This is a genomic window from Dietzia sp. CW19 (genome assembly GCF_014145265.1).
GTDB classification, from domain to species: Bacteria; Actinomycetota; Actinomycetes; order Mycobacteriales; family Mycobacteriaceae; genus Dietzia; species Dietzia natronolimnaea.
On sequence record NZ_JAALEE010000110.1, the window covers coordinates 18,328 to 30,741 of the forward strand.

General features: G+C 69.7%; 13 protein-coding genes and 1 tRNA gene. 1 reads left to right on the forward strand and 13 read right to left on the reverse strand.

Annotated elements, in window-relative coordinates; all coding sequences use genetic code 11:
• Positions 1–91 precede the first annotated feature (91 nt).
• The 4 genes from gcvH to G6021_RS04000 all read right to left on the reverse strand — a co-directional run bounded on the left by gcvH (position 92) and on the right by G6021_RS04000 (position 4,841).
• On the reverse strand, positions 92–496 hold the full coding sequence (gcvH, locus tag G6021_RS03985; RefSeq protein WP_095718996.1) for a glycine cleavage system protein GcvH: 405 nt from the start codon (positions 494–496) through the stop codon (positions 92–94).
• Positions 497–544: 48 nt separating this feature from the next.
• On the reverse strand, positions 545–1,309 hold the full coding sequence (locus G6021_RS03990) for a CDP-alcohol phosphatidyltransferase family protein (RefSeq protein ID WP_182640705.1): 765 nt from the start codon (positions 1,307–1,309) through the stop codon (positions 545–547).
• Positions 1,306–3,603 carry an accessory Sec system translocase SecA2 gene (secA2, locus tag G6021_RS03995; RefSeq protein ID WP_182640706.1) on the reverse strand — a complete coding sequence of 766 codons (2,298 nt, stop codon included), beginning with the start codon at positions 3,601–3,603 and terminating at the stop codon, positions 1,306–1,308. The genes G6021_RS03990 and secA2 overlap by 4 nt, the downstream gene beginning before the upstream one ends.
• Positions 3,604–3,692: 89 nt before the next feature.
• On the reverse strand, positions 3,693–4,841 hold the full coding sequence (locus G6021_RS04000; protein WP_182640707.1) for a hypothetical protein: 1,149 nt from the start codon (positions 4,839–4,841) through the stop codon (positions 3,693–3,695).
• Positions 4,842–5,031: 190 nt separating this feature from the next.
• Here G6021_RS04000 and G6021_RS17725 point away from each other — a divergent pair, with 190 nt between their 5' ends.
• Complete coding sequence (locus tag G6021_RS17725) at positions 5,032–5,160, forward strand: hypothetical protein (protein WP_259846787.1); 129 nt, start codon at positions 5,032–5,034, stop codon at positions 5,158–5,160.
• Between the two features lie 35 nt (positions 5,161–5,195).
• Here the strand turns inward: G6021_RS17725 and G6021_RS04005 are convergent, their stop codons facing one another.
• From G6021_RS04005 to G6021_RS04045, 9 genes are all read right to left on the reverse strand, one after another.
• Entirely contained in the window at positions 5,196–6,287 is a 1,092-nt protein-coding gene (locus tag G6021_RS04005) for an ATP-binding protein (RefSeq protein WP_182640708.1), read from the reverse strand.
• Between the two features lie 122 nt (positions 6,288–6,409).
• Positions 6,410–6,483: transfer RNA gene (locus G6021_RS04010), tRNA-Pro, on the reverse strand.
• A gap of 71 nt (positions 6,484–6,554) precedes the next feature.
• On the reverse strand, positions 6,555–8,012 hold the full coding sequence (der, locus tag G6021_RS04015; RefSeq protein WP_182640709.1) for a ribosome biogenesis GTPase Der: 1,458 nt from the start codon (positions 8,010–8,012) through the stop codon (positions 6,555–6,557).
• Positions 8,009–8,743: a (d)CMP kinase gene (cmk, locus tag G6021_RS04020; protein WP_182640710.1), complete on the reverse strand. Its 735-nt coding sequence runs from the start codon at positions 8,741–8,743 to the stop codon at positions 8,009–8,011. Before cmk ends, der begins: the two co-directional genes overlap by 4 nt.
• Entirely contained in the window at positions 8,740–9,594 is an 855-nt protein-coding gene (locus tag G6021_RS04025) for a pseudouridine synthase (RefSeq protein ID WP_347238910.1), read from the reverse strand. Before G6021_RS04025 ends, cmk begins: the two co-directional genes overlap by 4 nt.
• Positions 9,506–10,210, reverse strand: coding sequence for an SMC-Scp complex subunit ScpB (scpB, locus tag G6021_RS04030; protein WP_182640712.1), 705 nt, complete (start codon positions 10,208–10,210; stop codon positions 9,506–9,508). The genes G6021_RS04025 and scpB overlap by 89 nt, the downstream gene beginning before the upstream one ends.
• Entirely contained in the window at positions 10,201–10,962 is a 762-nt protein-coding gene (locus G6021_RS04035) for a segregation/condensation protein A (protein WP_187700419.1), read from the reverse strand. Before G6021_RS04035 ends, scpB begins: the two co-directional genes overlap by 10 nt.
• 110 nt (positions 10,963–11,072) lie before the next feature.
• Positions 11,073–11,948, reverse strand: coding sequence for a ParA family protein (locus G6021_RS04040; protein WP_182640715.1), 876 nt, complete (start codon positions 11,946–11,948; stop codon positions 11,073–11,075).
• A gap of 75 nt (positions 11,949–12,023) precedes the next feature.
• The coding region (locus tag G6021_RS04045) for a tyrosine-type recombinase/integrase (protein ID WP_182640714.1) at positions 12,024–12,414 on the reverse strand (391 nt) is incomplete at its 5' end.

Genomic DNA, 12,414 nt, shown 5'->3' on the forward strand with positions numbered 1-12,414 from the left:
TCGTCCGAGCCCGGGCGTGGGGCTCACCATGCGGTGCCTGCGATTCTATGTCGGACCGTCCGGCCGCGGGGCCGGGGGCGGTCCCTACCCCTCAGCCCTCCGTGATCTTGGCGTATCCGTCCGAGTCCAGCGTCTGCTCGAGCTGCGTCTCCAGATCGTCGACGTCCGGGATCTCGAGGACGACGATCCACCCCTCACCGTACGGGTCGGAGTTGACCAGCTCGGGCGACGTCTCGAGGGCGGTGTTGACCTCGACGACCTTCCCGCTCAGCGGCGCGTACAGGTCGGAGACGCTCTTGGGCGACTCGACCTCGCCGAACGGTTCACCCGACTCCGTCTCCCCGCCCACGTCCGGGAGCTGGACGAAGACGATGTCACCCAGCTTGGACTGCGCGTACTCGGTGATGCCGATGCGAACTCGGGTGTCGGACACCCGCTCCACCCACTCGTGCTCGTCGGTGTACCGGAGCTGGTCGGGGATGTTCTGGTCACTCACTGACGTGCCCTTCTCGCGTGGCTCACTTGGCGTGTACAACTGGCGACATTACACACCGCCGGACGGCTCCACTGCAGTAGATCCGGGACGGCGCGGGCGCACGGCGCGGGCGATCCTCCAGGCCTGCCACAGGTAGATCGCGCCGCTCCACGAGTAGAGGCCCACACCCCAGTACAGACACGCCTCACCGAGGATCAGGAACGCCTCCCCTCCGGGGACCCCCGCGAACCCGGCGAGAAGCAGTGGGAGGGACCAGAACAGCGCGAACGTGGCGGCCTTGCCCAGGTAGGTGACCTCCGGTTCGATCCCTCTCCGGCGGTACACCGGCACGGTCCCCACCAGCAGCGCGTCCCTGACCAGGAGGACCACCACGACCCAGACGGGGATGTACCCGGCGACGGCGAAGGCCACGGGCACGGCGGCCACCAGGATGCGGTCGGCCAGGGGGTCGAGACGCTCGCCCCAGGTGGACCGCATGTTCCACAGACGTGCGATCTTGCCGTCGAGCCAGTCGGAGACCACCAACGCACCGAGGAGCCACAGCGCCAGGGGCGGGTCGTCCCAGACCAGGATGCTCACCACGAGCACCGGGATCAGGGCGATGCGCGCCAGCGAGATGACATTGGGAAGCGTCCAGAACCTGTCGCTGACCCGGGGGTCACGCGGCGGCGGTTCGTACCCGAGGCCGGGTGGCACCGCGGCGGAGAGGTGTCCGTCGCGCGGTTGCGGGATGCGCGCACCGAGGACCCTGCCCTCGCCGGTCCGCCATTCCCTCAGATCGGTCTCACGCCGTCCCTCCCGCGCCGCACTCATCGGAAGGTCGACATCATCCCGGAGAAGACGTTGCCACCCGCCGCCATCGGGTTGTCGTGGACCATATAGGTCCACGTCGAGGTGGGCCGCGCCATAGCGTTGGCGACGAGATCCACCCCCGAATCGGTGAACTCGATCTCGGCGAAGGTGGTCTCCGACTCCCGGACGGCGTCCGAGGCGAGGTCTCTGAAGTGGTCGATCGCGATCCGGTGGAACTCGTCGAGAGGGTTCTCCCGACCCAGTGCCCTGAGGTGGATGGACTCGCGGACGTCGTTCATCGTCTCCAGGTGACGGGCCCAGCCCCGGTCGAGATGCCACAGCATGATGTCCCGGCACCCCTGCACCACGGCATCGCGGCCGTGCGCCTCCACGAGTTCGGCACTGCGCGCCGGATCGTGCGCGGTGAGTTCCTCGAACGCCTTCTCCGTGACCAGGAGGGCCGCCCGGCGCTCGGCGAGGATGGCGCGTTGCTCGGCGAGCAGTCTGCTGTACCGCCAGGTGTTGGAGTGGATCGCGAGCATCTGCCCCTCGGTGACGCGCTGCGCGTGGTCGACCGCGTCCCGGCCTCGGTTGCCCTTGAGCAGCCCGCTGATCCTGTCGTGCGCGGTGGGGATCTTCTCGGGCTCCAGGGCCGAGGTCACGACCGGATCGTCCATCGCGGCGAAGAACACCGAGCTACCGGGGTCCCCCTGACGCCCGGCGCGCCCCCGCAGCTGGTTGTCCAGCCTCTCCGTCCGGTGCCGCCCGGTACCCACCACGTGCAGACCGCCGAGTTCGACCACCTCGTCGCGGCGGGATTCGTCGGACCCACCCAGTCTGATGTCCGTGCCGCGGCCCGCCATCTGAGTCGAGACGGTGACGTTGCCCACGTCCCCCGCCTCGGCGATGATGGCCGCCTCCTCCTCGTCGTTCTTGGCGTTGAGCACCACGCACTCCACGCCCTTCTCGGACAGTCGTGCGGCGAGTTCCTCCGACTCCGCGACGTCGTGGGTACCCACGAGCACCGGCTGGCCGGTCGAGTGGACGGCGGCGATGTGCTCGACGACGGCGCGGGTCTTGCTGTCGACGTCGATATACGTTCGATCGGCCTCGTCGACCCGGACGCAGGGGGTGTTCGGGTCGATCTGGGAGACCCCGAGGGAGTAGAACTCACGCAGCTGCGCCCCGGCCGCGAGGGCCGTTCCCGTCATCCCGCACACGCGGTCGTATCGGCCGATGAACGCCTGGACCGTGATGCTGTCGAGGATCTGACCGGCCTCGGAGACGGCGACCCCCTCCTTGGCCTCGACGGCCGCCTGCAGCCCGTCCGGCCACCGTTGCAGTTCGGCGACGCGACCCCGCGAGGCGTTGATCAGCTGGACCCGCCCGTCACGGACGATGTAGTCCACGTCCCGCCTCAGCAGGAAGCACGCGTGGAGTGCGACGTTGACCTGCACCAGCGTCGTGGCGACATGCTCCTCGTCGTAGAGGTCACCGATCACCAGTTCGCCTTCGATCGCCTCGGCGCCGTCGTCCGTCAGGAAGATGTTGCGCCGTTCGGAGTCGGTCTCGTAGTGGCGGCCCGGTCGCAGTTTCCGGACCGCGGAGAGGATCTCCCCCGTGGGCGCCTCCCCGGAGGTGGACCCGGCGAGCACCAGCGGGACCAACGCCTCGTCGACGAGGACCGAGTCGGCCTCGTCGACCAGAGCGACGTCGGTCGTGGGCGCGATGAGGTCCGCGGGATCGGTGACCAGCTGCTCCCGCAGCACGTCGAAACCGATCTCGGAGACGGACCCGTAGGTGATGTCGCAGGAGTAGGCGCCGCGACGGTCCTCGCGGGACGACGACTCGGTGACGTGACCCACCGTCAGCCCCAGCAGCTCGAACATCGGCCCCATCCACCGCGCGTCCCTGGCCGCGAGATAGTCGTTGACCGAGATGACGTGGACGGTGTGCCCCTGGAGTGCGTAACCCGCCGCCGCGACCGCACCCGAGAGGGTCTTGCCCTCTCCGGTCGCCATCTCCACCACGTCCCCCGCAAACATCCTCAGAGCTCCCTGGAGTTGGACGTCGAACGGCCTCAGTCCGACGGCCCTCGTCGCGGCCTCTCTGGCCAGAGCGAGGAAGCGTGCGAGGTCCTCGGGGGACTCGCCGAAGAGCTGCAGATCGTGGGCGGCGTCCGCGAACTCGGCGTCGTCCATCCCCGAGGCCCAGTCGTCGAACCCGTGGGACGCCTCGACCGCACTCTGCGCGCGCGAGGTGTCCCGGCCCTGGGTGGAGCCCATCAGCTTCCAGAAGCGGTTGGCGAATCCCACGCGTGGAGTCCTTCCCGGTCTACAGAACAGTTGATGCCACCGTACGCAGGGGCTGACGGGGTCGGCGGCGCACCCCGCTGGTCTCCGCGTCAGCGCTCAGGGTCGATCTGTCCGCGCAGCCTGCGCATGGCCTCGGTGGAGAGCATCCGGTCACCGGCGCGTGCGGCCAGGTGCTCGGCCGTGAGGTCGGCGGGACTGGGCGCGTGCACGGTCGACGGAGGCCTCACACCGTGCTCGCGGGCGATGTCGTCGAGCCGCGCGGCCTCCGACACCGCGGCGTCGGCGCGGGTCTCCACCGACTCCACCAGTTCGCGGAACGCGACCGCCCGCTCGACCACCTCGGCCCAGACCTCGTCGATCGCCGCACCCATACCGGTCAGGGTGGTGAACCCGTCACGCGCGGGCGGGACACCCGGCGTCGCCGCCGTCTCCCGCAGCCGGCAGAGGTCTCCGGCGAGCCCCACCACCTCGGTCTCCGCGTCGAACTGCAACCGGATCTCCTCCACCGACCGCCCGCCGCGGACGTAGGCCCGGATGAGTCGGTCGTACAGACCGCCGACCTCCATGAGCAACGCGGTGTACATCTCGGGGAGTCGGCGGTTGTCCGCCCGGATCCGTGGGAGCGAGGGCAACGACTCCACCACTGCCTGGACGCGGTGCGGCAGGACCACCCGCCCCATCTCGCGCTGCCCGTAGGCGGCCGCGGCCGTGCCCAACTCGACCATCGTCCTGGGCACCATCGGCACCGGTGCCCTCGTCGGCGTGGAGGCGAGGGCGTCGAAGAGTCGACCCCGGTCCTCCGGGTCCAGGTGGACCCCGCGCCTGCGGTCTGCGCGGATGTCCTTGATCCGATATGCGAAGACACCTGCGCCGCGGGTGAACCCGGTGCGCAGGGCGACGTACCTCCGGTCGAGGTCTGCCAGACGGGTGCGCAACGCCACCCTCAGGACCGACGGCAACGGGGTGCCGAGCAGCCGCCTGAGGTCGTGACGTTGTTCCTCGATCACACGCAATTGGTGGAAACCGCCGACTGTGGGGAAGGGCAGATTCCGGTGGAGTCGCGCGAGCACCACGTCGACGATCCGCGGTTCGACGAGACCACAGGCGACCAGCAGGGCCGCCCGATCGGAGAGTTCTCGGGGTCCCGAGGGGGCCGTGCCCGCGCACAGATCGTCGACGTGGCGGATCAGGCGGGCGCGGGCGTCCTCGCCGTCACCGTCCTGATCGTGACTGGTCATACCCGAGCACCCCTCCCCCGCTCCGGCGGTCACCGCCGATGGACTTCATGCTGCCATGATGCCCCCTTCGGGGATCACATGCCGTCCCGCTCGACCGGAGCGCGGATCCGTCGACGCGCCACGAGTGGGGCCCTACTACTGCTCGGTCGCGATCCGTACGACCATCTTCCCGGTGGTGGCGCCGCGCATCATGTCGAGAAACGCGTCCAGTGTTCTCGATGCCGTCGACGACGGTCTCAACTTCCCGACGGACAGCCGCGACGTCGCGTGGATCGTCACCCAGAACTGTCGCAGGAGGCGACTCGCGGCGCTGGTGTGACGCCTGCGCCCGTGAACCCGGGAGAGGCCGTCACCTCACCTGTCGTCGCGTAGTGGCACCCGGACGTCCCCACCCGACTCCTCGGTGATCCGGCGGCCCATCTGCACGTACGTCGGCTCGGAGACGAAGCCCCCGGCGAAGAGCGCCTGTCCCTGTGCGAACGAGGCGGATCGCCGTATCTGGTCTTCGCCGGCGAACCCGAACACCTCCGCGAGCTCCAGGAGGTCCCTGGGCGAGTTGACGCGCATCAGACCAAGGTTGTCGCACTGCGAGAGCACGTTCGGGTGGATCTTGTTCGGACGCTGGGTCGACAGCAGCAACCACAGCCCGAACTTGCGGCCCTCGGCGGCGATCTGGACCAGTTGGCGGGTGAGCGCACGCTCGACATCGTCCTGGGGGTCCGGCGAGCAGATGTTGTGCGCCTCGTCGATCACGACGAGGATCGGACGTCGCTCCTCGCGCCGCGTCCACAGGTGTTCCAGGACGGCCAACGCCGTGACCTTGGATTCGGCCGGGTGTTGGAAGCCTCCGAGATCCAGCACGGTCGCGCGGGGGCGCTCGTCGATGACGTCCACGACGGAGTTCCCACCTCGGGACCACAGATCCCATTCGAGCACCTGGAGGTTCTCCATCCGGTAGGACAGCCGAACCTCCCCAGGGTCGGTCGACGCTCGCATCCGGTCTATCGCGGTCGTGGGGTCGAAGTGCTCCGCGCGGACGTCGGCGTGCAGGAGGACGTTGTACTCCTCGGCGTCCGCGATGGGGTCAAGCTGCATCAGAGCGGCCTTGGACGCCGGGGACAGGTCGAGATACCGGGCGTGCAGACGCTCCCCCGCGCCGGCGGACGAGCGGAACACCCGGATATCCAGCTCTGACAATCGAGCCGAGTCCGCCCGGTCGGCGTCCTCCCGCGACTCGGGTAGCCGGACGAAGTCGGCGTTGGGGTCCAGGACGACCATCGGGAGTTCGGTGTGCAGGAGCAACTGTTCGAGCACGACCCCCAGCGCGTAGGTCTTCCCGCTGCCGCTCTGACCGCACCAGAAGGTGTGACGGTTGAAACGACTGGCGTCGAGCCGGGCCGGGACGTCCGGAGCGCCCACCGCGCTGCCGATCGTGATCTCGGTCATCGTCACCCCTCATGAGCGCTCTGGTGGAGGAGATCCCATCTAAACACCGGCGTGTAGCCCCGAGGCGCGAAATGAGACAGGGCGGTCTCCCTCGTGGAAGACCGCCCTGCTCGTGTGTTGTGTCGGGCTGACAGGATTCGAACCTGCGACCCCTTGACCCCCAGTCAAGTGCGCTACCAAGCTGCGCCACAGCCCGCCCGCCACCGCGTCTCGCGCGGCGACTGGATCAGACTAGCGCACGCCTGTGGGAGCGCTCCAATCGCCTGGTCACTTGCGCTGTCGACGCTCCTTGACGCGCACGTTCACCCGGACCGGGGAGCCGTCGAAGCCGAAGGTCTCGCGCAGCCGCCGCTCCAGGAACCGCCGGTAGCCGGCCTCCAGGAACCCGGTGGAGAAGAACACGAACGTGGGGGGCCGGGTGGTGGCCTGCGTACAGAAGCGGATCCGCGGGAGCTTCCCGCCCCGCATCGGCGGCGGGGTGGCGGCCACGACCTCGCTCATCCACGTGTTGAGTGGACCGGTGGGGATGCGCTTGTCCCAGGAGTCGAGTGCGCCCTCCATCGCCGGCACCAGCTTGGCCAGGGCACGGCCCGTGGTGGCCGAGATGTTCACCCGGTAGGCCCACGTGAGGATCTTGGACAGCTCCCTGTCGATCTCCTTGTCCAGGTCGTACCGGCGGTCCTCGTCCACCAGGTCCCACTTGTTGAAGGCGATCACCAGCGCCCGACCGGCATCGGCGACCATGGAGATGACCCGCAGGTCCTGCTCCGTGATCGGTTCGGAGGCGTCCAGCAGCAGCACCACGACCTCGGCGGCCTCGATGGCACCACGGGTGCGGAGCGAGGCGTAGTACTCGTGCCCGTAGGCCTGGTTGACCTTCCTCCGCAGACCGGCGGTGTCCACGAAGCGCCAGGTCTTGCCGCCCAACTCGACGAGCGAGTCCACCGGGTCGACGGTGGTGCCCGCGACGTTGTCGACCACCGACCTCTCCTCGCCGGTGAGCTTGTTGAGCAGGCTCGACTTGCCGACGTTGGGCTTGCCGACCAGCGCCACGCGCCGCGGCACGTCGGTCGTCTCACGCATCCGGGCCTTGGAGGGCAGCCGGCGGAGGATCTCGTCGAGCAGGTCGGCGGTGCCGCGGCCGTGTGCGGCGGAGATGGCGTAGGGCTGGTCGAGGCCCAGCCCCCAGAACTCGGCCGACTGCAGCTCGGCCTTCTCGCTGTCGACCTTGTTGACCGCCAGGATCACGGGGGTGTCCGAGCGGCGCAGGCTCTTGGCCACAGTCTCGTCCGCGGAGGTGATCCCCACGTTCCCGTCGCACACCAGGACGATGAGGTCGGCGGTGCCCATGGCGATCTCGGCCTGCTGCGCGATGGAGCGGTGCATGCCCTTGGCGTCCTGCTCCCACCCACCGGTGTCCTGAACCATGAAAGTGCGGCCGTTCCACAGGGCTTCATAGGAGACGCGGTCCCGGGTCACCCCGGGGACGTCCTCCACCACGGCCTCGCGACGACCGATGATCCGGTTGACCAGCGTGGACTTGCCCACATTGGGCCGTCCCACGATGGCGACGGTGGGCAGGATCTCCACCCCGTCGATCTCGGTGCCGATCTCGTCGGCCCACTCCTCGGCCACGGCGTCCCAGTCCGTGTCGTCGTTCCACGCGTCCTCGACGGTCTCCTCGACCGGACCCGTGGGGAGGTCGAAGTCCTCGTTGCTGCTCACTGTGTGTTCCCTTCTGCGGCGTCGCCGTGCGACGCGTCGGCGCCCTCCGCGAGTGCGACCAACCGGTCGAGCACCTCGTCGAGGGTGAGGTCTGAGGTGTCGATGACGATCGCGTCCTCGGCCGGCCGGAGCGGGCTCGCGGCGCGGGTGGAGTCCTTGCGGTCCCGCTCGATCACCGCGGCCAGCACCTCGTCGTAGTCGGCGTCACGTCCGGCGGCGCGATCCTGTTCGGTTCGGCGCCGGGCCCGGATCTCCGGGCTCGCGGTGAGATAGACCTTCACCTCGGCGTCGGGGAGCACCACCGTGCCGATGTCGCGGCCCTCGAGGACGACCGTGCCACCCCCGGAGGCCAGGCGACGCTGGAGCCCGACCAGGTTGGCCCGGACCTCCGGGACGGCGGAGACCGCCGAGACGCCCGCGGTGACACGGGCGGTGCGGATCTCGTCGCTCACGTCCTCGCCGGCGAGGAGGATCCGCTCGGATCCCGCGTCGGTGCCGATCTCCATCGGCAGATCGGCGGACGTGGCGATCACCGCGGCGGCGTCCTCCGGGTCGATCCCGGCGCGCAGTACCCGCAGCGTGGCCACCCGGTACATCGCACCGGTGTCGAGGTACGCCCCACCGAGCCGCTCGGCGAGCGTCCGGGCGAGCGTCGACTTGCCGGTACCGGCGGGACCGTCGATCGCGATCCGTCGCCGCGGGACGCCGGCGGGTCCGGCCGGCGCGCTCACAGGCCCACCGCGGCGTAGAGATCCGAGACCTCTTTACGGTTGAGCTTCCGGAAACTCCCCGCGCGCTGGTCGCCCAGCGCGACGGCGCCGAAGCGGATCCGCACCAGCGACTCGACGGGATACCCGACCTCGTCGAGGATCCGGCGGACGATGTGCTTACGCCCCTCGTGGAGCACCACCTTGACCAGCGAGCGTCCCTCGTGGACGTCGACGATCGCGAACTGGTCGACCTTGGCCGGGCCGTCCTCGAGCTCGATGCCCTCGCGTAGCTTCTTGCCGACGCCCTTGCCGACGACCCCCGTCACGGTGGCCATGTAGGTCTTGGACACCTCGTAGGACGGGTGCATCAGACGGTGCGAGAACTCGCCGTCGTTCGTCACCAACAGCAGCCCCTCGGTGTCGGCGTCCAGGCGGCCCACGTGGAAGAGCCGCTGTCCGGCGTCGACCCGGTCGGCGACCAGGTCGCCCACGCAGGGCCGGCCCATGTCGTCCGACATGGTGGTGTGGTACCCGCGGGGCTTGTTCAGCGCCAGGTAGACCAGGTCGTCGTCGAGGACGATCCGGGTGCCGTCCACGCGGATCACCGCCGTGGTGGGATCGACCTTGACGCCCATCTCGCGCACGATCTTCCCGTTGACCTCCACCCGCCCTCGGGCGATGAGGTCCTCCGAGGCCCTGCGGGAGGCGATCCCGGCCTGTGCCAGGATCTTCTGGAGGCGGACCGGTGAGCCGTCTCGGCCAGCGGACTCAGTCATGAGTGCGTCACATCTCTTCATTCTGGTGTTCATGGGCGGGGTCGGGCGCAGCGGTTCTGCGCCGCCCCAGGGGTATCCGCGGGTCCTCCGCGGGATCGTCGCTCATCTCGTCGACCAGGTCGACATCCGGCAGCAACGGGGCGATGTCCGGGAGCTCGTCGAGCGACGTCAGCCCCAATCTTTCCAGAAATAGCTCCGTGGTCCTATACAGGATGCCCCCGGTGTCCGCGTCGGTGCCGCATTCCACGGCCAGACCGCGGGCCACGAGGGTCCGCATCACGCCGTCCACGTTGACCCCGCGGACGGCCGCCACGCGCGCCCGGGTGACGGGTTGGCGGTACGCGATCACCGCCAGGGTCTCCAGCGCCGCACGGGTGAGGGTGGACCGGGTGCCGTCGGTGAGGAGGCGCTCCACGTACGGTGCGTACTCTCGACGGGTGTAAAGGCGCCAGCCCTCGTCGGTCCGCCTCAGGTCGATCCCGCTGCCCACCGCCGTGAGGTCATCCCGCCACCCACGCAGCTCGGCCGCCACCTCCGCGGGCGTCGAGCCCGCCGCGGCTGCCAGCGACCCCTCGGCGGTCGGCTGGTCCACGACCAGCAGAAGCGCCTCGAGTCGGGCACGCAGCGGCGGGGCCCCGGGCTCGTCGAGCTCGTCGTCGTCGTCACCGTTCGGTCCCACCGCACGCACGTCGTCGTCCTCCGTCACGTCCATTCGTCCCTCCCGCGCGTCACCTCAGCCGCCTCCTCGCCCGTCCAACTCACCAACAGGTCACCGAGCGCCTCGTCCTGGGCGAGCGCCACGGCGCGCGCCCTGTACAACTCCAACAGGGCGAGGAACCTGGCGACGACGACGAGGGATTCGCCGCACCCGGAGACCAGCTCCCGGAAGTCGACCCATTGGTCCCGGCCCCGGAACTTCAGTAACTCCAGGACGCGGGCGGCCTGCTCGGGGACGGACACGGCCGGGGTGTGGACGTGCGAGACCCCCACCTCCTCCACCGGCCGGGGTCGGAACGCCACGGCGGCGATGGTGGCGAACTGCTCGACGTCGACCCCCAGCTCCACCTCGGGCAGCAGGTCCAGGAACTCGTCGTCCGGACCCGCCGTCCGCGGGTGGGAGTGACGGGCGGTCCTGTCGAGCTCGGCGAACAACTCGGCCACCTGCCGGAACGCCCGGAACTGCAGGAGACGGGCGAAGAGCAGGTCCCGAGCCTGGAGCAGCGCCAGATCCTCCAGGTCCTGGACCTCACCGGACGGCACGAGGCGTGCGGTCTTGAGGTCGAGCAGCGTGGCCGCCACCACCAGGAACTCGGTGACCTCCTCGAGGCCCGCCTCCCGACCCAGCTCGCGGGCGTGCGCGATGAACTCGTCGGTGACCGAGTGGATGGCGACCTCGGTCACGTCGAGACGGCGCGAGTCGATCAACTTCAGGAGAAGGTCGAACGGGCCGGTGAAGTTGGTCAGGTGGACGGTGAACGCGCGCGGGTCTTCGACCTCGGTGGCATCAACCTGGGCGGCGTCTACCTCGCCGGGTCCCTCCCCCGGCGGGTGCCCGACCCCGGTCACCGGACCGCTCACCTGCCGCGCTGGATGACCTCGCGAGCCAGCGCCCGGTAGGCCTGCGCACCCGCAGATCTGGGCGCCCACGTGGTGATGGGTTCACCGGCGACGGTGGTCTCCGGGAACCGGACCGTCCGGGTGACGAGGGTGTCGAAGACCTGGTCACCGAACACCTCGACGACGCGGCCGAGGACGTCGCGGGCATGGACCGTCCGGCGGTCGAACATCGTGATCAGGATCCCGGTCAGGTGCAGACGCGGGTTGATCCGGTCGCGGACCTTGTCGATGGTGTCCGTCAACAGGGCGAGCCCACGCAGCGAGAAGTACTCGCACTCCATCGGGATCAACACGCCGTCCGAACAGGCCAGTGCGTTGACGGTGAGCAGCCCCAGTGACGGCTGGCAGTCGATCAGGACGTAGTCGTAGCGGTCGAGCACCGGGTACAGCGCGCGGCCCAGAGCCTGTTCGCGCCCCACCTCGTTGACCAGTTGGATCTCCGCGGCGGACAGGTCGATGTTGGCGGGGATGAGGTCCACCCCCTCCACCCGGGTCCGGACGAGCACCTCCTCCGTCGACACGGTGGTGTCCACCAGGAGGTTGTAGACCGTCAGATCCAGCTGGTGGTGCGGGATGCCCAGGCCCGCCGACAGCGCACCCTGGGGGTCGAGGTCCACGACGAGGACCCGGCGGCCGTACTCCGCGAGGGCGGCGGCCAGGTTGATCGTGCTGGTGGTCTTGCCGACCCCGCCCTTCTGGTTGCACATCGAGAGCACCATGGCGGGACCGTGCGAGGTGAGCGGCTGCGGTTCGGGGATCGCCGAGAAGCCCTCGCCGGCCGCCGGGTCGTCGGCGCCGAGCAGTTCCGCGCGGGAGAACAGTGCGGGATCCATGGTCCCAGAGTCCTGCGCCACCCGCGTCTCCTCTCGCTGCGTCGTCACCTGCGCTCAGGCCGGTCCCCGGTCACGTTACCGTGCCCGGGGGTGGCACTCGGCCCAGACCTCGCGGAGCGTGTCGACGGTGACGAGGGTGTAGACCTGCGTCGTGGTCACCGAGGCGTGCCCCAACAGCTCCTGGACCACCCGGATGTCCGCGCCGCCGTCCAACAAGTGGGTCGCGAAGGAGTGGCGGAAGGAGTGCGGCGAGACGTCGGTGCCGACCGACGCCCGCTCCGCGGCGGCGGCCACCACGTTCCACAGGGACTGCCGGGTGATACGGCCGCCACGGGCGTTGAGGAACAACGCCGGGCCGCCCCGGACCGCCAGTGCGGGACGGGCGCGCACCAGGTAGGCGCCGACCGCATCGCAGGCCGGACGCCCCACCGGGACCACCCGCTCCTTGCCCCCCTTCCCGCGCAGG